We start from the raw sequence: 22,758 nt of genomic DNA on the forward strand, positions 1-22,758 counted from the left end.
TTGGGTGGCTGATCTTTTTTATCGCACATCAATTATTTATTCCGCATAGTTGGGAAGAGGAGGACATCACGAATGGATGAGGCATTGGTCATGATCATAACCATCCGGTCGATCCCGATACCCAGCCCCCCTGTTGGTGGCATCCCGCTCTCAAGGGCTTCGATGAAGTCTTCGTCATAAGGATGGGCTTCGTCGTTCCCCGCTTCCTTCTCAGCCGCTTGGGCCGCAAAGCGTTCGCGCTGGTCGATAGGATCGGTCAATTCGGTGAAGGCATTACCGGCTTCTGCCCCTGCAATAAAGGCTTCGAAGCGGTCGGTAAAGCGTGGGTCTTCTTCATTGGTCCGAGCCAATGGTGAGATGGCTTTAGGGTGGCCGTAGACAAAGGTCGGTTGGATCAAGCTATCTTCCACAAAGTGTTCGAAGAATTCATTGATGACATGTCCGACAGTATGGTTGTCTTCTACGGGAACGCCATGTTCCTTGGCCAAGGCACGGGCCTCTTCATCGGACATTTCTTGCCAGAAGTCGACACCGCAAGCCTCCTTAATGGCATCGACCATATGGATTCGGGCCCATTTGCCTCCGAATTCTAATTCATAGTCGCCATAGGTCACTCGGCTTGTCCCCAGAACTTCTTGGGCGACGTGTTGGTAGAGACCTTCGACGAGATCCATCACGCCAGCCATATCGCTGAAGGCGGTATAGACTTCTAAGAGGGTGAATTCTGGGTTGTGGGTGTGGTCGATCCCTTCATTCCGGAAGACCCGGCCGACTTCATAGACCTTCTCAAAGCCCCCTACGACCAAGCGTTTGAGGTGAAGTTCTAGCGCAATACGGAGGTAGAGGTCAATGTCTAAGGCATTGTGGTGGGTGATGAAGGGACGGGCACTCGCTCCCCCAGCTAAATTATGGAGAGTAGGTGTTTCCACTTCCAGATAGCCTTGGTCATCTAAGAAGCGACGAACTTCACGCACAATCTTAGACCGTTTTACAAAACGGTCCATGCTTTCTGGATTGGTAATTAAGTCCAGGTGGCGTTGGCGGTAGATCTGCTCCTTATCTTGTAGGCCATGGTATTTGTCGGGCAAGGGACGGAGCGCCTTGGTCAGATGGATCAGTTCCTTGGCTTGAACAGATAATTCACCGGTATTGGTCCGCATTAGCTTCCCGCGGATACCGAGAATATCTCCCAAGTCTGATTTCTTCCAAATCGTATTGTAGGCTTCTTCGCCAATTTCGTCTTTACGAACATAGATTTGGATTTGGCCACTCATGTCTTGGACATGGCCGAAGCCAACTTTCCCCTTACCGCGCTTGGTCATCAAACGGCCGGCAATAGCAACATCTAAATCCTTCTCAGCAAGTTCTTCCTTGTCGAAGCTTTCATAGCCGTCGTGCAATTCACCTGCTGTATTTTCCCGTTGATAGCCAGAAGCGAAGGGATTAATCCCATGCTCTCTTAATTCATCAACTTTATCACGGCGAACCTGCAATTGGTCATTGCTTGATTCTGCTGTTTGGTTGACATTTTCCTTGGTCAAACTTCTCACTCCCATACTTTTATCGCTATTTCTATTATCTTCTACTATCTTGCCAATTTCTAGTCGAAATTGCAAGGTCTATTTAGCTTTAACGCCCTTCTTTTGCTTGGCGTGCTAGGACCTGGTCTTGGAACTGGCTAAGTAAGCCAACCACTTCATCATAGCTATCCGCCTGGGTACAGGCCAACTTGACCTTGGACGCCCGCGAGATGCCTTTGAGGTAGTAGCTCACCAGGCCCCGGAATTCTTTGACCCCAATGACTTCACCCTTGAGGTCAACCAAGCGCCGCAAGTGGTCCAGGGCCTCATCAATCCGTTCAGACCCCTTCTTCTCTGGCAAGAGTTCACCTGTTTCCAAGTAGTGGACCATGCGCTGGATGATAAAAGGATCACCCAAGCAAGCCCGGCCGACCATAACCCCATCGACCCCATAGTTATCCAGGGCCGCCTTGGCTTCTTCAGGAGTCCGGATATCGCCATTCCCATAGAAAGGCACGCTTAAGACCTGGGCCACTTCGCCGATAATATCCCAGTCGGCATGGCCCCGGTACATCTGTTCGCGGGTCCGTCCGTGCATGGCGATCATTGAGACGCCCGCTTCCTGGGCAGCCTGGGCATTCTCTTTAGCCAGGATATGGTCTCCATCCCAGCCTGTCCGCATCTTCACGGAAACAGGCAGGTCCACAGCATTAACGACAGCTTTAATCCGGCGGTGGACTTCTTCAGGGTCTAAGAGACAGCGGGCCCCAGCATCGGTCTTAACGACCTTATTAACGGGGCAGCCCATATTAATGTCAATAATGGCAGCCTTGGTATGGTCTTGAACGAAGCGGGCGGCTTCAGCCAAAGACTCTTCTGACCCGCCGAAGATTTGGACGGAGAGGGGCCACTCACTCTCTTCGATATGGAGCATGGACAAGGTCTTCTTATTGCGGTAATGAATCCCCTGGTCGGAGATCATCTCGCAGACCACTAAGCCTGCCCCCATCTCCTTAACCATCACCCGGAAGGCAGCATTGGAGATACCCGCCATGGGGGCAACGGCGATGGGGTTGGCAATGTCAATATTTCCTATTTTTATCATAGCGTCACCTTTTCTTGTTTGATTCCTGCGTGCAAAGAAGCCGGGAGTATCCCAGCTTCTGCTTCATTTTTTATTTATCGGGCATCGAAACGAGCTGTTACAGAAACAACCACTTGCCGGTCCTGGCCTAAACGTTCAGCTAAAGCAATAGCTCCAGCAACCGCTGCGCCGCTCCCAGAATCAACCAAGAGGCCTTCGTTGATGGCGAGTGCCCGCTGGCAATGCAGGGCCTTGAGCTCATCCACCACAATGACTTGGTCGAAACAAGCCCGGTCCAGGCTGGCGGGAATAAAGCCATAACCGATACCCGATAAGTGGTGTTGGCCGGCACTTTCACCGGATAGGACAGCAGCTTGAGCCGGTTCGACGGCATAGATGCCAACGCCTTCTTCCTGGTCACGGAGGGCCTGGGCCACTCCAGTTAGGGTCCCACCCGTACCAACCCCTGCCACAAAGGCATCGGGCACTCGACCCAGAGCTTCGATAATCTCAGGACCAGTCGTCACCGCATGGATACTCGGATTGGCTAAGTCAGAGAAGGGGTCCAAGAAAGGCAGGTCGTGGGACAAGGCGTAAGTCTTAGCCGCTTCGATCTGGTCTGTGAAGCTCAGCTGGTCATCCAGGTCTTCAACCTGAGCCCCCAGCGCCCGCATTTTATCTGCAAGCTCTGAGCACCAAGCCTGGCTGCGAAAGATCACGGCATCGAAGCCACGGACTGCTGCCAAACTCGCTAGACTAAGGCCAAAATACCCATCATCGATTCCCACAAAGGCCCGCTTCTCATTAAAGGCTCCCTCTGCTTCCTTGACCTCCAGCATGTTTAAGGCTGCCCGGTCACGGCCACTACCAGTCAAGTTACGGTTCTCCAGTTTAAGATAGACATCGGCTGCACGATAGGGGGTTGATCGTTGCAATTTAACTAAGGGCGTTCCCGTAATCAATTGACTCAAATCTTTAGCTACAGCTGGCATGCTCTCCTCCACTTCTAGGCACCTGCCTGTGCCGCGATCTCTCTCAATTCATCTGCCGTAAAGTGATAGGTCGAATTGCAGAAGTGGCAGACCGTTTCTGCGCCCCCATCTTCTTCAATAATAGTCTCTAATTCTTGACTGCCGATAGCGGCTAGCCCTTGGGCGAAGCGCTCTTTTGAGCAATCACATCTAAAGCTGACCGCTTCCTGGCTCAAAATCTTGGCCTGGTCTTGACCTACTAAACGGTAGATCATGTCTTCAGGCGTCAAGCCCTGGCTGAGTAAATCCGTCACTTGGGGCATATCGGCGATACTGGCTTCTAGCTGGCTGATCACCTCATCAGAACAGCCCGGCATCACTTGGATCATCCAGCCTCCAGCACAAGCAATCGATTCATCGGGATTCACTAAAACTCCCAGGGCAACAGCAGAAGGAACTTGTTCAGAAACCGTTAAATAATAGGTGAAGTCTTCTGCAATCTCACCTGAAACCAGAGGCACTTGACCTTGGAAGGGTTCCTTAAGCCCTAAGTCTTTAATCACAGAGAAGCTTCCCTCTGTCCCTACTGCGCCGCGAACATCAATCTTTCCTTGGGCATTGGAATCGAGGCTGACATGGGGCTGGTCGATATAGCCCTTGACATGGCCTTGGCCATCTGCAGAAACCACAATCTTACCTGCTGGGCCATTCCCTGCAATTTGTACGGTCATCTTGGCATCATCTTTAATATCAGCCGCTAAGAGAAGGGTCCCCGCTAAGGTCCGTCCTAGGGCAGCACTTGAAGCGCTCCAAGAGTCGTGCTTGCTTTGGGCTGTAGCCACCACTTGGCTAGCATCAACTGCCCGTAGGCGGATTTGCCCATCGAAGGCGGTTGCTTTAACTAATTGATCTGTCACTTCTTCACGTCCTTTTTTATCTTTTCTTACAGATTACGTTGTTTTCTTGTCCTTGCCAAATAATTTGCTTCAAAATCTATCCCAAGCTCCTATCCTCGGCCGAGTTTTCGACTAAATATTTTCTACATATTATGAAGACTAGTTATTAATTAAAGAATTAATCATATATCAGCTTGTTTTGAGCAGGAGTGGAGCTTTGAATTTGGACCTTAGTCACGAAAAAGCAAGATTCAGGGTGAGAGGGCTGGCGCTTAGCTTTCCTTCACTGGAGCAAGTCACCAAAGCAGTCTGCAAGACTGCGACGGAGACTTGTGAAGTGACAGGAAAGCTGCCAGGCCGAACCCGACTAAGATGTGAATTAGGGATAGTAGGCGCTAGCCGTACTAGCCCTTTGAAGCTCGCTAGGTGAGGGACCTTGGCCCGAACCGGTGCCGTGACTTTTTAAGGCCCAAATTCAAAAGTGCAACGGATGCTCACCAATACGATTTAATTATATAAGTAAATTAAAAAGCAGAAAAGCAGGGCGCCGGAGAGCTCCCTGCTTAATCTCCCAATCCGTGATGAGACCTAGTCTTCATCCTTTTCTTCCTGACGGCGTTGGGCAATCTCTTCTTGGATATGCTCATTCCGCCGACCAGGTTCTTGGTCGTCTGATTCAGAAGGCGCCTGACCTTGGCGTTCTTCTAACTGTTCTTTGGATTCTTCTTGTTTCTTCTGGCCTTCACGTTGCATCTTCTCTTTGACTTCATCATAGGTCTTAGGCCGGGCTTCTTCTTCAACTTCCGTTACGGTTTCAGCTGGCATTTCACCTGTTTCAAAGAGGCTCTTAATCGTACGTGCATCCAGAGTCTCAAGTTCCAAGAGTTTTTCCGCGATAATCGTCACTTGCTCACGGTGGTCGCTAAGGATTTGTTTAGCTTCTGCTAGGCAGTCTTCCATTAATTGGAGGAGCTCTTGGTCAATCTTGGCTGCGGTTTGGGCAGAATAAGTCTTCTCACCATAAGAAGCAGCTCCCCGCATGCTGTGGTTCCCTTCATAAGAGATTGGGCCTAAGGATTGGCTCATCCCATATTCGGTAATCATGCTGCGGCCAAGAGAGGTTGCCTGCTCAAAGTCATTGGAAGCACCGGAAGTCTGGGTATTGAAGAAAACTTCTTCAGCCGCCCGACCACCGAGCAGACCAACAATCTGTTCGCGCAGGTCCTTGGCATTGTACATGTTTTGGTCTTCACGCGGTAACATAATGGCATAGCCCCCAGCCTTACCCCGGGGAACAATGGTCACCTTGTGGACGATCCGGGCCTCATTGAGGACTAGGCCGCAGACCGTATGTCCTGCCTCGTGGAAGGCGGTAACCCGTCTTTCCTTCTCGCTCACTTGACGGTCTGGCTTAGCCGGACCCGCAATGACGCGGTCCTGGGCTTCATCAACATCTACCATGTCGATCGCCGACTTATCGAGACGGGCAGCTAAGAGGGCAGCTTCATTCAAGACATTCTCGAGTTCCGCCCCGGTAAAGCCTGGTGTCTGACGGGCCAATACCTTAAGATCCACATCAGAACCCAACTTCTTGTTGCGGGCATGGACTTTAAGGATGGCTTCCCGTCCTTTGACATCTGGTCGGCCAACTAAGATTTGACGGTCAAAACGTCCCGGGCGGAGCAGGGCTGGGTCGAGGACATCCGAACGGTTAGTAGCTGCAATCACGATCACATTATCCTGCTCGGTAAAGCCATCGAGTTCAACCAGCAATTGGTTGAGGGTTTGCTCACGCTCGTCGTGGCCACCGCCCATACCCGAACCACGCTTACGACCTACCGCATCAATTTCATCAATAAAGATAATGGCGGGTGAATTCTTCTTGGCTGTATCGAAGAGATCGCGGACCCGGCTGGCACCGACCCCAACGAACATCTCAACGAACTCAGAACCCGAGATGGAGTAGAAGGGAACTTGGGCTTCCCCAGCTACTGCCTTAGCCAGTAAGGTCTTCCCGGTTCCTGGAGGGCCTTCGAGGAGGACGCCTTTAGGAATTCGCGCCCCTAGCTGGTGATACTTACGCGGGTCTTTGAGGAACTCAACAACTTCAACCAGTTCTTGTTTCTCCTCATCGGCCCCAGCCACATCAGCAAAGCGTACCTTAGACTGTTGGGACTGGTCCTTAGCATTGGACTTACCCATAGACATAGGGTTGCCACGTCCGCCACCCTGGGCACGCTGGGTCATAAAGTACATAAAGCCAATGAAGATAACCAATGGCAGGGCACTAAAGAGGAGGTTGACCCAAACCCCTGAACTATCTTCCTTGAGGGCCTTGAGTGAGGTATCCGTTTCTTCAGCGGTCTGACTAATCTTCGCTAGCGTATCGTTATTAGGGAGAACACGGGTATAGAACTTCTTAGCCTGCCCTTCTTTGGCATTATTAAAGATAGGGAGGTTATTCTCACTCTGGCTCTCTTGCTTGTCCCGCGACGACCGGTAGTCCCCAGTAATCTGATAGGCTCCGGCTTGCGGTTGAATGGCGATATTTTGCAGATTTTCATCCGATAATTCCTGCATAAATTCCGTTTGGGTGATTTCTTCGGTTGTTCCATCATCTCCACCACCTGCAACATAATTGACCAAGCCAATTAGGGCGAAGAAGATAATAATCCAAAGAAGACCACTGGTAAGAAAATTCTTATTTGGTCCTTTTCTCTGCATGTAGTTTCTCCTATCTGCTAAATTTTGATCTGATAGTTATGCTGATTAACTGTAAACCTCAGCCTTAAGGATTCCTATATAAGGTAAAGCCCGATATTTCTCATTATAATCGAGGCCATAGCCGACAACAAACTCATCGGGAACTTCGCGGCCGATATAGTCACAGGTCATGGCGACAGTCCGCCGCTCAGGTTTATTCAACAAGGCGCAGACCTTCACCGAGGCTGCCTTGCGGTGGGCCATCAGCTCACACACTTTCTTCAGAGTTCGTCCTGTATCGATAATATCTTCAACAATTAAGAGGTGCCGACCTTCCACACTTTGGTCCAGGTCTTTGAGAATCTTGACCTGGCCAGAGGATTCTGTCCCAGAGCCGTAGCTGGAAACAGACATAAAGTCCATCTCTAAAGGGCAGTCCATCCGACGTACAAGGTCTGTCATAAAGACCACAGACCCCTTAAGGATACCAATCACAAGGGGATTTTTATCCCGGTAGTCCTCTGTTAATTCCTGCCCTAAGCGATTAACTGTCTCGGCAATTTCTTCCTGAGACAGTAGCACTTCTTGGATATCATCATTAGGATGTGTCATAGCTTTGTTAATCCTCCACACGCTTTCTATTCTAACAAAATGATTACAGAATCAGCAAATATTCTGAACTCCTTCATTCTATCATAACTTTAATAATTTAAAACCAATTGCCGTTTAATTATATAAAATTTAATGCTTATTTTTCAACCCGCAAATGGAAGGGGCTATCCTCATGGCGCTCGCAGTAGAGAAAGTTGCCGTCTAAGAAGATGGCAAGGATACGTTGGTCGGCTAAAGCAAGGACCCAGGCCCGGTCCCGGTCCGCTTGGGGCACTTTCTGGTCGATAAACCAGCGCCGGACCTTCTTATGCTGGCCCTGGCTCAAAAGAAGAAAGTCTCCGGCCTGACGATGGCGCACCCAGAGGCTTTGGCGGCTGAGTGACCGGGGCAGGCAGCCATAGCCATAATTCTCTACCCTTAAGTGGACCTGGCTGCCATCTACTAGCTTCAAGGGCTGTCCCAATTTAAGAGGATAAGTGACCGCTGGCTCCTGGGCTTCCCTAGCCTGGCCAGCTGAATAAATATAGGCTTGCTGGTAGACCTTGGCTAACTGGTAGCCCCCTGGCAGGCTCCACAGGCCCTGGGGCTTCCCCTCTAATAAGAAAGTAAGGAGTTGCTTAAGCGCCTGGCGGGGGAAGGCAGCCAGGGCATCTAAGTGAGTCTGCTGGAAGCAGTAGTGCAAGGCCAGGGGGGCTTGGTCTGCTGGCAATCGCTCCAATTGGCCCAAATCTAACTGCCAATTATCCCCTTCTCCCGTCATCAGGCCAGCCGTCTTCGCCTCTAGGGCTTCTGCCATCAGCTGCCAGCCCGCCCCCAGGTCCTTGGCAAAGGTCGCCAGCTGGTTTTGAACATTGGGATTGAGGGCTTCTAAGGCTGGCAAATAATCCAAACGCAGGCGGTTACGGAGGGCGGTCCGCTCTTGGTTGGAAGCATCTTCAGCATAAGGAATCCCTTGATCTTTAGCGATAGCGTAGAGGTCCGCCTTGGGCACATCCAATAGGGGGCGCAAGATTTGGGCCTTTGGATAGCTATACAAGGGGCTAACCGGCCGCATCCCCGCCAAGGCTTGGAGCTGGCTACCCTGGATAAGCCGCATAAGAACCGTTTCGGCTTGGTCGTTCAAATGGTGGGCTGTTAGCAGATAGGACCAGCCTTTCTGCTCCAAGATCTGACCGAAATTCGCATAGCGAAAGTGCCGGGCCGCTTCCTCATAGGAGGCTTGGCCAAAGTCAGGATGGGACCACACCCTAACAGCAATAGGAATCTCCCGGTCCTGGCAATAGGCCACAAGTGCCTCCTGTTCAGCGTCTGCTTCGGGTCGGAGGCGGTGGTTAATATGGGCCACCGCAAAGGCTAGGCCTGCTTTCTGGTGGAGGTACTCCACCAAACGCAGGAGGACCATAGAATCCACCCCATAAGAGACCGCTATGAGCAGGCCCGCCCCTGACCTAAAAACCGCCGGCGCTTCCTTGCGCAAAAAGGCTTCCACCTGGTCAGCAAGTTCTGTAAATAACATCGCACCCTCCTCTTTTAAAGACGAAAAAAGAGGCTCGAATTACTTCCTAGGCCTCTTCTCCCTCGCTTGCTAGCTCCGACGACCACCACGGCCGCCGCGCTTGCCTTCTGTATTCTTCTTCAGTGATGCTAAGCGGTCATCACTATCCTTCAAGAAATTACTCATCATGGTATCGAAGTCCGAAGTCCGCGAACTTTGCTGGCGCTTAAAATTAGGAGCGCCCTTAGACCGGCGTGCTTTGTTCTCACGCGCTGGCTTAGAGGCTTTCGCTGGGGCAGGATCTTCTACCTTCCGCATGGACAAGGCAATCTTACCTGATTTATCAATATTGGTGACGAGGACTTTAACCTCATCCCCTACACTTAAAAAGTCATTAATGTTTTTGACATATTCATTGGAAATTTCAGAAATATGTACTAATCCGCTCTGACCTTCTCCAAGGTCCACAAAAGCACCAAAATTGGTGATCCCTGTAACCTTACCCGTCAGTTTGCTTCCGATTTCAATTGCCATGAACTAATTTCTTTCTCCCTTCAGCTTCTAGTTATTGATTCTGTTTTTTCGCATTCTCTTGTTCTTTAAGATAAGCTTTGTTGAAGGCCTTGGCTTGTTTGGAATCATTATCTTCAGGCAGACTAAAGATAATTTCATCGTCCTTACTCAAATAGAAACGACTACGGGCTAGCTTAGCCACATAATCCTCATTCTCCAGCAGAGTCTCCTGGTCCTTCAGATAAGCTAGATTATTCTCCTCGCTAAGTAAAGCCGCTTCAGCCGCCTTCATCTCTTCCTTAACCGAAGCAGTCGCTTGCTGGGTGCGCCGGATTTGGAAGAGGCTCGATAGGCAAATTAGTCCCATAACCACTAGGAGCCCCCGCACTAACCACTGGCGGGCAGACTGCTTAGCGGGCTTTGGTCGCTTCTTGGATGAAGTCTTAGCATAGAGGGGGGTTACTTTTTTATTTTCTTTCTTAGGCCGCACACTGACACCTGCCTTTATCACCTAGGATTTAAAAGCCGCCTAAATTCCCAGCTCTTATCTATCAGCAACCATTATAACATAAGTTCGGCCCGATAGCTTATTAATACAGTATACCCATCTTAAGTCAGAAAGTATAGCGCCATTTTTATTATTTTTTAATAAAATTCAGGCAGGTCGCGCGACTTAAAGTCTTCTTCCAAGATGGTGTACATAGAGGAAGCATCTGCTTTACGGGTCGAGTCTTTGAGGTCATCGACGCGTATTTTCAGGGTTTTGTTACCAAATTCAATGGTCAATTCATCACCAATCTTGAGTTTTGTCCCCGACTTAGCCGGATTGCCATTGACTTGGATGCGTCCCTTATCCGCAATGTCCTTAGCTACCGTCCGCCGTTTGATGACCCGGGAAACTTTGAGAAACTTATCTAAACGCATGACAGCACTCCTTTTCTTTATTTTCTATTTTTTAACTTTTATCCATTTTAACAGAGCCTGACCCAGTGGCAAGCTTAGGAGCTCCGCCTCAGTAAGAATCGCTACATAGTGCATATAGACCGCTGTCAGACCGACACCTAGAACCATGCCCAGGACAAGGCCTAGACTATCCATCAAACGGCTGGATCCGAAGATCTGGCCGAAAGCGGACAAAACCAAGCCATTAGTCGCAAGCATCAACAAGCACAGGGGCAGGGTCCTGCAAAAGAGCTCGGCCAAAGCTAGCTGGGACCTCAGGGAATCCTTTAATAAGCTGTAAAGCAAGGCGAACATGGCTAACAGAGCCAGTAAGCTCGCCCAGACCGCCCCTTGGCTGCCCAAGCCGGCTACTAAGGGCGTATTGACCGCCATCTTGATGCTGAGGCCCAAGATAAAACTGAAGGCTACGTAGAGACTCCTCGCCTGGGCCTGGTAAATATTCGCTAGGCCGGTGACCAGGCTGGCTAGGACAATCATCAAGACATACTGGGCCAGGACCCCCGACCCGGACCGGTCGCTAAAGAGCAAGTGGTTGATCTGGGGCATGATGCTAATTAAGCCCGTTGTCACCAACAAGCTAACAAAGCTAGTCAAGCGGAGGTAGAGCCGGCTATTCTGAACGAAGGCGGCCTCCTGCCGGCGGATATAGGACTGGGTCAGAGCCGGTAGGTAGGAGCTCGAGAAGGCGACCGCGAGGACCATCCCTAATTGCACGAGGGGTTGCCCCCGGTCATAGACCCCCTTGGCCAGCTTGGCGCTTAGATCTGACCAGCCACTGTTGACCAAAGCTTCATAGAGGGTGAAGGAATCCACCAATTGAAAGAAGACCAAGAGCGAAGCAAAGCAGCAGAGCAAGAGCCCTTCTGTTAAGAATTCCTTAATCAAGTAGGACCAGCGGAGGTGGTAGGCCACTTTCTCAGCTCCCTGCCTGGGCTTTGGCCGGTTAAAAAATCGCCGCAAGCTCCGGCTCTGCCCCAGGGCCCACACTAAGACCAAGCTAGCAGCTAAGGCAGCCAGCCAAGCCCCTTGCATGGCCTGGGCGCCCATTTGATAATAATCTCTAGCCCTAGTGCTTAGGTGGACGAAGTGGACAGCTGCCAGGAGAATAACAGCCACCCGGACAACTTGTTCAATAATTTGAGAAAGGGCGACAGGCAGCATCACTTGATAGGCCTGAAAGGTCCCCCGCAAGATCATCAGTACCGGCATGAAAAGAAACATAAAGCTCACCGAACGAATCACTGGCGTCAAAAGAGGATCTCCCATCGCCTGGGCCAAAGCGCCCGCGCCAAAGTAAGTCAAGGCGAAGCACAAGCTGGCAAAAACAAGCATCATCAAGCTATAGCGGCGGATAAAGACACGCCGGTGCTTGAGCTTCGATTGAAAGGCAATCTGCCGGCCAATAAAGTTAGGGAGACCAGATAAGCTAAAGGTCATTCCAATGCCATAGATTGGATAGACCTGCTGGTAGACATAGAAACCCTCATCCCCCACAATATTTTGGAAGGGAACCCGGTAGACGGCACTCAGGATTTTGGCAATGATACCAGCCAGGGTCAGCAGGAAGGCCCCCTTGGCGATATTTTTTCTCGGATCTTTCATGCTAGCCTCCTAGTTGGCCTCACTGGCTGGACTGCCAATTTGCTCAGCCAGCTGACTGACAAATTGGAGCAGGTAGTCCAACCATTCGGCCGGTTCTAACTGACCAATCTGTAAGAAGAGGGTGAGCTGGCCTTCCTTATCTTCCTTCATTTGTAAACGCATCGGAATCTTGTCTAAGGCTTCAAAAATCTTAGGAACAGCTTCCTGCTGGTCAAGACTGGCATGGAAGCGCAATTCCACCCCATTATTGCGGGTACGGATGTGGTTGATGCCGACTTTCTTAGCATTCGCCTTGAGCGCCCCAACATTTAAGAGGAGTTGGACTTCAAGCGGTGGCTCGCCGAAGCGGTCCATCAGTTCTTCGTCCAGGTCCCACATGGCTTCGGTATCTTCCAAGAGATTGATCCGCTTGTAGATCTCGAGTTTCTGCTTCTCATCCGCAATATAAGAAGAAGGAATATAAGCATTGATATTCATTTCTAATTCAACGGGTTCTTCAGGCTGACTCGGCGCCTCTCCCCGCTTCTTAGCCACTGCCTCGCTGAGCATTTGGGAATAGAGGTCGAAGCCGACGGAATTGACAAAGCCATGCTGTTGTTTGCCTAGAAGATTACCGGCCCCCCGGATTGCTAAATCGCGCATGGCAATCTTGAAGCCACTGCCCAAATCGGTGAAGTCGCGTAAGGCAGCCAAGCGCTTCTCGCTCACTTCGCTAAGCATCTTGTCCGGTTGGTACATGAAATAGGCATAGGCCATCCGGTTGCTCCGGCCGACCCGACCACGCAATTGGTAGAGGGTTGACAAGCCCATCCGGTCAGCCGATTCCACTAAGAGCGTGTTGACATTAGGAATGTCCACACCCGTTTCAATAATCGTCGTTGTCACAAGGACATCATAATCGCCTTCGATAAAGGCCATCAGGACCTCCTCCAGTTGGTTAACTGACATTTGCCCATGGGCAATCCCGACCCGGGCTTCGGGCACTAACCCCGAAATTGCCAGGGCCTTCTCTTCAATCTTTTGGACATTATTAAATAGATAGAAGACTTGACCCGACCGGCCGAGCTCCCGCTCAATCGCTTCCCGGATTGCTTCAGGATTCTGCTCCAGAATATAGGTCTGAACAGGATAGCGGTTGGCTGGTGGGGTTTCAATCACACTCAAGTCGCGGGCTCCTAGGATCGATAAGTGGAGGGTCCGCGGGATGGGCGTCGCCGTGAGGGTCAGTACATCCACATTGGCTTTGAGCTGCTTGAGCCGTTCCTTGGCCTTGACGCCAAAGCGTTGCTCCTCGTCGACAACCAGGAGGCCTAAATCCAAGAACTTCACATCCTTGGACAAGAGCCGGTGGGTGCCCACAACGAGGTTGACCTGGCCAGAAGCCAAACCAGCAATGGTCTGGTCTTGTTGGGCCTTGGTCCGAAAGCGGCTCAAGAGGGCAATTTCAAAGGGCCAGTCCTGGAACCGTTCCAGCAAGGTTTCATAGTGTTGCTGGGCAAGGACGGTCGTGGGGACTAAGAAGGCCGCCTGCTTCCCCTCCATCAGGGCCTTGAAGATGGCCCGCATCGCAACTTCCGTCTTGCCGAAGCCAACGTCCCCTACTAGCAGGCGGTCCATGGCCTTGCTTTTCTCCATATCCGCTTTAATTTCGTCAATGGAACGCAATTGGTCTTCGGTCTCACTATAGGGGAAGGCGGCTTCAAATTCTGCCTGTTCCGGCGTATCCGGGCCGAAAGCATAGCCTTCCTGGGCTTCCCGGTTGGCGTATATTTCAATCAGGTCATCGGCAATGTCTTCAATCTGCCCGCTCACCTTATGCTTAGTCTTCGCCCACTCGCTACCGCCCATCTTATTTAATTTAGGCGGCTTCCCTTCACTGGAAACATATTTTTGCACTAGGTCAATCTGTTCCACAGGGACATGGATTGCAGCCTGGTCCGCATAGACAATAGTCAGATAGTCCCGGTGTGAGCCTGCCACTTCAATCGTTTCAATCCCTGTGAATTGACCGATTCCGTGGTTGATATGGACCACATAGTCGCCGACTTCTAATTGCTGGTAGTTCTTAATCCGCTCTGCATTGGAAAGTTGTTTATTGGCCTTGGGACGTTTCTTCTTCTTGACCTGTTGGTAGATATCTGTTTCTGAAACCAGGACCAAGCGTTCATTCACGAATTCGATGCCAGCCGTGAAATTAGCCAGGACGAGGTTTACCGCATCTTCCTGCAACTGACCTAGGTCCGAAGACACAACGGTCAGCCCCTCAGCTTGGAGGATTTCTTCTAACTTGCGGCGGCGGTCTGCCTGCGATAGGGCAATGACCACCTGACGTTTGGTCTTCTGCCAGGCTTGGATCTCCATCTTGAGGGCATCCATCTGTTCATAGAATTGGACCACTGGCCGGGTCTGAAATTCATGGAGGTAGTCAAATTTGAGCTGGCCATAGCCCCTCTGGAAGATCCCAAAATACAAGCGCCGCCCTGGATAAGCTTCTAAGCTATCCTTAAAGGACGTATAGTAGGCCAATTGAGGGGGCAGCTGGCCTTGCTCTGTCTTGGCTTGGAGGAAGGCTGCTGCGTGCTCATCAATGCTGGTCGCTGCTTCCTGGAGGCGGGGGTAGTCATCGATAACTAAGAGACTCTCCTCGCCTAAGTAAGTCAGCAAGTTATCCTCTGTCTCATAGAGGTATTGGTTGAAGTAAGGGGTGAATTCCGAAGACTCTCCAGTCCGCCATAAGTTGACTTCTTCTGCCATCACACCGGCGATTTGCTGGGCCAGGTCAGCGTCAGCCATCCCCTTAATAGCTTGCTTAACGGCTTCTTGGAGCCGGTCTGCCTGGGCCTTCATTTGTTCAGCTTGGAAGAGAAAGTCCTCAGCTGGAATAATTTGAACCCGGTCCAAGTCGTCCTGGCTCTTCTGGGTATCTGGGTCAAAACTGGAGATTCTTTCCAATTCATCGAAGGCCAAGGAGAAACGGAGGGGGTAGTCCTGGTCTAAAGGAAAGCAGTCTACAATATCCCCTCGCAAGCTCATCTCACCTGGACCTGCCACAATTGGCCGGCGTTTATAGCCCCTAGCCAACAGTTCTTTGGCGAGTTGAGGTGCTGCCAGATCATCCCCTAATTTCAATTCGAGGAACAAACTATCCCAGAGCGAAGCAGGCATCAGCCGCTTCTTCAAGGCAAAAAGCGGGGCAATCACAATTCCCCCTTCTTCGCTTTCTCTTAAAAATTTCATGACCTTCAACCGATCGGCTAGGGCTTCTGGACTCGCTATGGCTAGATCAGCTGCTACACTCTCCGCTGTATTAAAGAGGTAGAGCCGGTCTTCAGGAATGAAATTAGCCAAATCATCCAAATAGCGCTCAGCTTCTAGTAAATTATGCGTCACAATCAAATACTTTTGGTCGACAGCTTGCTTGTAAGCAAGTTGGGCAACATAAGCCTTGGCCAAGCCCTGCAGACCCAAAAAGAGAACGCTCTGCCCCTTAGCCAGTGCCTGGCGGGCATCCGTATCGAGCGCTTCTGTCATATATTGATCTAATTGCAAGGAAACACCTGCTCTCTAATGGTTATATTTCGTCATCGTCTCTTCAAAAGAATGGCCAGCCAACCAATAATCAATGGCATCAACTGCCTGACGGGTGCTCTCAAGCATGGCCGTATGGTCTTCTTTAGGGAAGTCCCCCAAAACATGATTCACCACACTCACTCCCGCTGCTGGCCGACCCACACCGAGTTTTAAACGTTGGACTTGGTCTGTTCCTAGATGCTGGATAATATTCTTTATCCCATTGTGTCCACCAGAACTCCCCTTGCGCCGCATCCGCAAGCGCCCGACATCCATATCCATATCATCGAAGACAACGAGAAGGTCCTCTAATTCAATATCGAAATAATTCACAAAGCCAATCAAGCTTTCACCCGATAAGTTCATAAAAGTTTGCGGCTTGACAAAGAAAACCTTCTCCCCTTGGACCCGGTATTCCAAGTACTTAGCCTTGAATTTCTCCTGGTCGAAGGTCAAGTGATGCTGATAGGCCCATTCGTCCAAAGTGATAAAACCAATATTATGGCGGGATCGTTCATATTTAGGGCCTGGATTCCCTAAACCAGCTACTAATTTCATTGTCATACTCCTTTATTTAAGGGCACAGCCCTTCTCTTCTAAGCGTCATGTTCTCGTCGAATAATTAACATTCAACCCACAACTAACCATTCTTATTGTACCCTAGAGCCCCGCTGCAAACAAGTTCTCCGCTTGTAAGCTAGCAAGGGTCTATAAGTTTTCGCTTATTATATTTGTAAAAACAATCACAATAAACTATTGAATACATTTTTTGTATTTACTTTTAGGCGGAATTTTCTCCTATTTTTTTATTAAATCATAAATGGTAACGCTTGCGGTTTTTTTTGAGACTTCGTTTATCATTTCACAATTTTTAAGAAAGCATTGAATTCCCTTCACCTAGCCACTATAATGACTAGTATAAGCATATTGATAGAATAGAAATGAGAGGTCTTATTGATGGCAAAAGATAAAACACATAAGATTATTTTAATCGGTGATGGTGCAGTTGGTTCTAGCTTCGCATTCTCTACCGTATTGCAAGGTATCGGCCACGAACTCGGTATCATTGATATTAATAAGAAACGTGTGATTGGTGACGTCGAAGACTTAAAAGACGCCCTAGTTTATTCTAGCCCTAAAAAGATTTTTGCCGCTGAATACAGCGATTGTAAAGATGCTGACATCGTCGTTCTCTGTGCTGGCATGGCACAAAAGGAAGGCGAAACTCGTCTTGACCTAGTTAGCAAGAACTTAGTCATCTTCAAAGACATGGTCGACCAAGTTGTAGCTAGTGGTTTCGATGGTATCTTCCTGGTAGCTACTAACCCCGTGGATATCTTAACCTATGCCACTTGGAAATTCTCTGGTTTCCCTTCTTCTCGTGTTATTGGTTCAGGGACTGCCCTTGACAGTGCCCGCTTCCGTCAAGAAATTGGCGCTTTGACCAATGTGGATGCCCGTAGCGTCCACGCCCTAATCATGGGGGAACACGGCGACAGTGAATTTGCCGTATGGTCTCATGCTAATATCGGGGGACTCCCAATGGAAGACTGGGTTAAGGTTCACCCTGAAATCAACGAAGAACGCTTAACTGAAATCTATTATGACGTTCGTGACAAGGCCTACCGCATTATCGAAAACAAAGGTGCCACCTTCTACGGTATCGCAGCTTCCCTCGCTCGGATTGTCAAGGCCATCCTTAACAACGAAGGGGCTATCCTCCCTATCTCTGTTTACCTCGATGGCGAATACAAGCAAAAAGATATCTACATCGGTGCTCCCGCTGTCCTAACGAGCGAAGGCGTTCGTAGCGTCATCGAACTTCCGCTCAGCGACCACGAACAAAACTTGATGGACAAGTCTGCTGGTCAAATGAAAGATGTCATTGACTCAGCCTTTGCGGAATTAGAAAATAAATAAGTAGTCTAATTGAAAGGCTAAAACCGTCTGCCCCAGCTTAAAGCAGACGGTTTTTTTGATTCAATCCTTGCGTAACACTTGCTCCAACTTTTACATTGACTTGGCGGAACTATTAGAAGAGGGCTAGACTCTTCAAGAGCCAGATCCAAAAGACCAAGGTAAACATAGCGAAGCAGGTGGTGAAGACGACAATTTGATTAGCCAGGTCTTCATCCCCGCCTGCCATAACAGCTTGGGCATAGGAAGATACCGCTGTAGGCCCAGCCGTTGCAATTAGGACACTGATAATATTATCATCCCGGAGGCCGAAGAAGACAGCCAGGCTGAGGGCAATGGCTGGATTCACCAAGAGTTTATTGATGACTGTAAAGTAAAGTGACCAATCCGCCTCTTTAATCTTATCGAATTTAAAGAGGCCACCCATGACAGTTAGGGCCAGAGGTGAAGTCATCGCGCTCAAATTATCGAAGGCAACTTCCACCGATTGGGGCAGCCGCCAACCGACTGAAGCCACCACAATCCCCAGGGCTGTCGCAATCACCATGGGATTGCTGATAATCTTGTGCAACAAGTCCTTAAAAGAGAAGCTGTCGTCCGTGTAAATCGACAGGGCAATGACGGACAGGATATTATTGACGGGAACAATGATAGCCAGGGCAATACTCACCATACCCAAATTCTCCTGGCCCAGTAAGGCGGTTCCCAAGGGCAAGCCAAAGAGAATGGCATTGGACCGGATAGAGCCTTGGAGCATCACTCCCCGACGGTCATTCCGCTTCTGGAAGATGGGAATAATCAGCGCATAAACAATAAAAATCGCAATCGCATAAATAATAACAAAGGCCAGGGTGCGCGGGTTGAAGTTCTTATCCAGGTCCATATGGTAGACATTATTAAACAAATTCAAGGGCAGGAAGAAGGCAAAGAGTGCCTTATTCATCTCACTCAGAGACTTGCGCGACATCCAACCCAAGCGGTGGATCAGCTGCCCAATCAAGATATAAAGTAGGACAGGCATTACCGCATTAAAGCCGATCATAAAATTCGTCATTCATCCATTCCTCACTTTCTAATAGAAGTATTCAAGCATAAATCCAGGCCGGCGTCAACTGGACCTGCCCTGCTTGGTCGTTTTATCTGGACTCAAGCAAGAAAAAAAGACTGGAACCCTTGTCCCAGTCTCAGCTTGATTGCTTTAGTCATTATGACCGTTATCCATGCCCTTAAATTCTTCAACAAATAAAGGACTCACTGACCGTTTGTCATGGATACGGAGGATAGCTTCTGCAATTAATTCAGAAACCGTCACTTGCTTAATCTTATCGATACGTTTTTCTTCTGGCAGATAGATAGAGTCGGTCACGACAACTTCTGAAATATTAGAATTTGCCAAGCGTTCAACCGCTGGGCCAGAAAGAACAGGGTGGGTACAGCATACGGCTACAGAAACAGCCCCTGCTTCGCCCAGTGCCTTCGCTGCTGCAGTAATTGTTCCTGCGGTATCAATCATATCATCGATAATCAAAGCATGCTTGCCTTCAACATTCCCGACAATATTCATCACTTCTGCCACATTGGCTTTAGGCCGACGTTTATCGATAATAGCAATGGGGGCCTTCAAGAATTCAGCCAATTTACGCGCCCGAGTTACCCCACCGTGGTCTGGTGACACAACGACAACATCTTCCAAGCTGTATTCCGGATTTTCGATAAAGTAGTTAGCAAGTAGAGGTGCACCTAGCAAGTGGTCTACTGGAATATCGAAGAAACCTTGAATTTGGGCAGCGTGCAGGTCGAGAGCAACCACTCGGTCAGCCCCTGTCTTTTCAATCATGTTAGAAACCAACTTAGCTGTGATGGGTTCACGTGGTTTGGCTTTACGATCTTGACGGGCATAGCCGAAGTAAGGAATGACAACGGTAATGGTGGATGCACTCGCCCGGCGGCAGGCATCAATCATAATTAAGAGTTCCATGAGGTGGTCGTTAACTGGTTCGGATGTGGATTGGACAATATATACGTCATCCCCCCGAATCGATTCATCAATACTGATATAGATTTCACCATCACTAAAGTGGGTAACAGAACATTCCCCGAGTTCAGTATCCATCGCTTTAGCAATCTTTTCCGCTAATTCTGGGTTTGAATTGAGGGAAAAGACCTTAAGATTGGTCGGCTTATGTTGAGACATTTCCTGATATTCCTCCTACTATTGGTCATTTAAAATTTGCTACACACATATCTTAACATATTTTTTACAAACTAGTGATTCTTTTTGCCAATTGCAAGTTTATCCCAATAGTTTTCTTTATTGGTCTGCCGCGCCCGGGCAATGGCCAGGCTCTTCTCAGGCACATCCTCCGTGATCGTTGAACCGGCTGCCAAGAAGCTATTTGCAGCGACTTGGACAGGGGCAACGATATTGACATTCGAGCCGATAAAGCTATGGTCTCCAATGACCGACCGGGCCTTAGAAACTCCATCATAATTACAGAAGATAACCCCACAGCTCACATTAATATCAGTCCCCAAGTCGGCATCCCCAATATAGGTCAGGTGGCCGACCTTGGTGCCTTGACCAATACTTGCATTCTTCACTTCGACGTAGTTGCCAATATGCACCTGACTAGCCAACTTGGCCTTAGGACGCAAGTGGGCGTAGGGACCAATATCCGAACCGGGACCTACTTCAGCTTCTTCGATTTCTGACGAACGAATCTGAACCCCATCAGCGATCTGACTATCACGGATGCAAGTCTGACTGCCAATCACACAATCGTGACCGATGCTAGTCTGGCCCTTAATCTGAACATTAGCCTCGATGAGGGTATCACTGGCTATGGTCACTCCGGCTTCAATATATACCGTGCTAGGATCGACAAAGCTTACCCCCTGGCGCATAAAGTGCTCATTTTGCCGTTTAAAGAAGAGACGGTTGGCTTCAGCCAAGGCTAAGCGGTCATTGACACCTAGGGCCTCGGACATATCCGGAATCTGATAGGCCGCAATATGCTGGCCCCTATCCTTGAGTAGCTCTAGGACATCGGGTAAGTAGTACTCGCCCTGGGCATTGTCGTTGTTGACCTCATGGAGCATCTTGAAGAGCCATTGGTTGTCGAAGACATAGGTCCCCGTGTTGATTTCTTGGACCTGGCGCTCGTCTTCTGTCGCATCCTTCTCTTCGACACTGCGGTCAACTGACCCATCTGGCCGGCGGATAATGCGCCCATAGCCGTAAGGATTGTCTGCATGGGCCGTGAGGATGGTTGCTTGGGCTCCTTCAGCCTCATGATAAGCGACCAAGGCTTCAAAGGTCTCTGGGCGAATTAAGGGGGTATCCCCGGCTACCACTAGGGTGAGCCCTTCTTTATCTGCCAGTAAGGCTTCTGCTTGCATCACCGCATGGGCCGTCCCTAACTGTTCTTCTTGTAGGCAGTAATGGGACCGGTCCCCTAATTGTTCCTTCACTTGGTCCGCCCCATGGCCAACTACGGTGATTTTCTCATCGAAACCCGCCTGGCTGATATTATCCACCACATGTTCCACCATGGACTTACCAGCGACTGGGTGCAAGACCTTGTAGAGCTTGGACTTCATCCGTGTTCCCTTACCTGCTGCTAGGATAATTGCATATTTCTTTCCCATAGTTCCCTCCACTTTACTTCTTCTGGCGCCGAGCGCCCTTATTCTTTTGCTGGCGCTTGCGCTTTTTATTTTTGTTTTTTGATGGCTTGTCTTGTTTTTTTGATGGCTTGGCTTTATGGCTCCCCTGATCGCGGTGGGCTGGCGCCTGCTTGGTCAATTGTCCCTGACTGAGGAAGACCTCTTCTAATACCGCTTGGTCCGGGACCTGTTTATTGAGCTCACGTAAGCTCCGATCGGTCACAAAGGTCAGGACGCTGCCCTCTGCCCCCATCCGGCCTGTCCGTCCGCTGCGATGGGTATAAGTCGCTCGGTCTTCAGCCTCATCATACTGGATCACATAAGGGAGTTGGGGAATATCCATCCCCCGGGCAGCCACATCAGTCGTCAAGAGATAGCGGTACTTCCCCTGACGGAAGCCTTGGATCGCCTGCTGCCGCTCTTGGCTAGTCATCTCACTATGAAGGATTGCCACCGGAACTTGCCGATAACTTAACTTCTCGCCTAGCCGTTCCAGTTCAGCAATACTTCGTACAAAGACCAAGGCCTGCATGCCTTCGACCTGGGCCAAACGTCTTAAGGCATCGTCCCGCTTGCGGCTGGCGACCTTTAGATAGAGGTGTTGGCGCTTAGCTGTCAGCGCCTGAGAAGCCTGGCTACAATCAAGGAAGAAGACCTCTGGACGCAAACTTTCAAAATGCGCCCAGGCTTCGGCATTAGCCGTCGCCGAAAAAGCAGCTAGACTAGCCGAATGCTGGAGCCGGTCAATGAAAGCCTTGGTCGTCGCCAGCTGTTCCGGACTAAAGAGGCGGTCACATTCATCTAGAACAAGCCGGTCCACTTGGTGGAGTTTGAGCTTGCGGCTCTGGGCTAATTCATTTAAGCGTCCCGCTGTCCCAACCACTAATTCAGGCTTTTGCTTGAGTTTTTCAATTTGGCGTTTGATATTCGCGCCGCCAGCTAAGGACTGGATCTTGATCCCTTTAACCTTGGCCCAGTGTCTGGCGACCTCCGCAATCTGCGCCGCTAGGTCCTGGGAAGGCGCAAGTACCACCGCTTGCAAGCTCCCATTGCCTTCAATCGATTCCAAGAGGGGCAGGAGATAAGCTAGGGTCTTGCCTGTTCCAGTGGGCGAAACCATATAAAAATTCTCAGCCTCAAGCATGGGCTTCCAGGCGGCTTTTTGCACCTCAGTCGGCTCCTCGAAGCCTGCTGCTTCCACTAAATCACGGATTTCATTCGATAAATTATTCCACACAGGTCTTGC

General features: G+C 49.9%; 18 protein-coding genes. 1 reads left to right on the top strand and 17 read right to left on the bottom strand.

Annotated features, from left to right (window positions below; translation table 11 throughout):
* Window positions 1-32 precede the first annotated feature (32 nt).
* The 13 genes from lysS to pth form a co-directional block, all read right to left on the bottom strand.
* Window positions 33-1,541 carry a lysine--tRNA ligase gene (gene lysS / locus F6I03_RS04220; protein WP_070430137.1) on the bottom strand — a complete coding sequence of 503 codons (1,509 nt, stop codon included), beginning with the start codon at window positions 1,539-1,541 and terminating at the stop codon, window positions 33-35.
* 88 nt (window positions 1,542-1,629) lie between these two features.
* Window positions 1,630-2,625 (bottom strand): tRNA dihydrouridine synthase DusB, encoded by a 996-nt coding sequence (gene dusB, locus F6I03_RS04225; RefSeq protein ID WP_070430136.1) that lies wholly within the window; start codon window positions 2,623-2,625, stop codon window positions 1,630-1,632.
* A gap of 74 nt (window positions 2,626-2,699) precedes the next feature.
* On the bottom strand, window positions 2,700-3,596 hold the full coding sequence (locus F6I03_RS04230) for a pyridoxal-phosphate dependent enzyme (protein WP_070430135.1): 897 nt from the start codon (window positions 3,594-3,596) through the stop codon (window positions 2,700-2,702).
* Between the two features lie 14 nt (window positions 3,597-3,610).
* On the bottom strand, window positions 3,611-4,492 hold the full coding sequence (gene hslO, locus F6I03_RS04235) for an Hsp33 family molecular chaperone HslO (protein ID WP_070430134.1): 882 nt from the start codon (window positions 4,490-4,492) through the stop codon (window positions 3,611-3,613).
* Between the two features lie 567 nt (window positions 4,493-5,059).
* A complete protein-coding gene (ftsH, locus tag F6I03_RS04240; protein ID WP_070430133.1) occupies window positions 5,060-7,195 on the bottom strand; it encodes an ATP-dependent zinc metalloprotease FtsH in 2,136 nt (711 codons plus the stop codon).
* 45 nt (window positions 7,196-7,240) lie between these two features.
* The gene (gene hpt, locus F6I03_RS04245) at window positions 7,241-7,786 is read right to left on the bottom strand and encodes a hypoxanthine phosphoribosyltransferase (protein ID WP_070430132.1); all 546 of its coding nucleotides are present in this window, start codon (window positions 7,784-7,786) and stop codon (window positions 7,241-7,243) included.
* A gap of 136 nt (window positions 7,787-7,922) precedes the next feature.
* Window positions 7,923-9,302: a tRNA lysidine(34) synthetase TilS gene (tilS, locus tag F6I03_RS04250; protein WP_070430131.1), complete on the bottom strand. Its 1,380-nt coding sequence runs from the start codon at window positions 9,300-9,302 to the stop codon at window positions 7,923-7,925.
* A gap of 69 nt (window positions 9,303-9,371) precedes the next feature.
* Window positions 9,372-9,815, bottom strand: a complete 444-nt coding sequence (locus tag F6I03_RS04255; protein WP_070430130.1) for a S1 domain-containing RNA-binding protein — start codon at window positions 9,813-9,815, stop codon at window positions 9,372-9,374.
* A 31-nt stretch (window positions 9,816-9,846) separates the two neighbouring features.
* Entirely contained in the window at window positions 9,847-10,305 is a 459-nt protein-coding gene (locus F6I03_RS04260) for an FtsB family cell division protein (protein ID WP_070430129.1), read from the bottom strand.
* 134 nt (window positions 10,306-10,439) lie between these two features.
* Window positions 10,440-10,718 carry an RNA-binding S4 domain-containing protein gene (locus F6I03_RS04265; protein WP_070430128.1) on the bottom strand — a complete coding sequence of 93 codons (279 nt, stop codon included), beginning with the start codon at window positions 10,716-10,718 and terminating at the stop codon, window positions 10,440-10,442.
* A gap of 24 nt (window positions 10,719-10,742) precedes the next feature.
* Complete coding sequence (locus F6I03_RS04270) at window positions 10,743-12,359, bottom strand: polysaccharide biosynthesis protein (protein WP_070430127.1); 1,617 nt, start codon at window positions 12,357-12,359, stop codon at window positions 10,743-10,745.
* A 9-nt stretch (window positions 12,360-12,368) separates the two neighbouring features.
* Window positions 12,369-15,890: a transcription-repair coupling factor gene (gene mfd / locus F6I03_RS04275; RefSeq protein ID WP_150983073.1), complete on the bottom strand. Its 3,522-nt coding sequence runs from the start codon at window positions 15,888-15,890 to the stop codon at window positions 12,369-12,371.
* A 33-nt stretch (window positions 15,891-15,923) separates the two neighbouring features.
* Entirely contained in the window at window positions 15,924-16,487 is a 564-nt protein-coding gene (gene pth / locus F6I03_RS04280) for an aminoacyl-tRNA hydrolase (protein WP_070430126.1), read from the bottom strand.
* A 399-nt stretch (window positions 16,488-16,886) separates the two neighbouring features.
* Between pth and F6I03_RS04285 the strand changes: the two genes are divergently transcribed.
* Window positions 16,887-17,849, top strand: coding sequence for an L-lactate dehydrogenase (locus F6I03_RS04285; protein WP_070430125.1), 963 nt, complete (start codon window positions 16,887-16,889; stop codon window positions 17,847-17,849).
* 112 nt (window positions 17,850-17,961) lie between these two features.
* Here F6I03_RS04285 and F6I03_RS04290 read toward each other — a convergent pair whose 3' ends face one another.
* The 4 genes from F6I03_RS04290 to F6I03_RS04305 all read right to left on the bottom strand — a co-directional run bounded on the left by F6I03_RS04290 (window position 17,962) and on the right by F6I03_RS04305 (window position 22,749).
* The gene (locus F6I03_RS04290; protein WP_070430124.1) at window positions 17,962-18,900 is read right to left on the bottom strand and encodes an AEC family transporter; all 939 of its coding nucleotides are present in this window, start codon (window positions 18,898-18,900) and stop codon (window positions 17,962-17,964) included.
* Between the two features lie 144 nt (window positions 18,901-19,044).
* Window positions 19,045-20,040, bottom strand: coding sequence for a ribose-phosphate diphosphokinase (locus tag F6I03_RS04295; RefSeq protein WP_070430123.1), 996 nt, complete (start codon window positions 20,038-20,040; stop codon window positions 19,045-19,047).
* A 71-nt stretch (window positions 20,041-20,111) separates the two neighbouring features.
* A complete protein-coding gene (gene glmU / locus F6I03_RS04300; RefSeq protein WP_070430122.1) occupies window positions 20,112-21,494 on the bottom strand; it encodes a bifunctional UDP-N-acetylglucosamine diphosphorylase/glucosamine-1-phosphate N-acetyltransferase GlmU in 1,383 nt (460 codons plus the stop codon).
* A 13-nt stretch (window positions 21,495-21,507) separates the two neighbouring features.
* The gene (locus tag F6I03_RS04305; protein WP_070430121.1) at window positions 21,508-22,749 is read right to left on the bottom strand and encodes a DEAD/DEAH box helicase; all 1,242 of its coding nucleotides are present in this window, start codon (window positions 22,747-22,749) and stop codon (window positions 21,508-21,510) included.
* Window positions 22,750-22,758 lie beyond the last annotated feature (9 nt).

The sequence above is a fragment of the Aerococcus sanguinicola genome (assembly GCF_008726925.1).
Taxonomy (GTDB): Bacteria; Bacillota; Bacilli; order Lactobacillales; family Aerococcaceae; genus Aerococcus.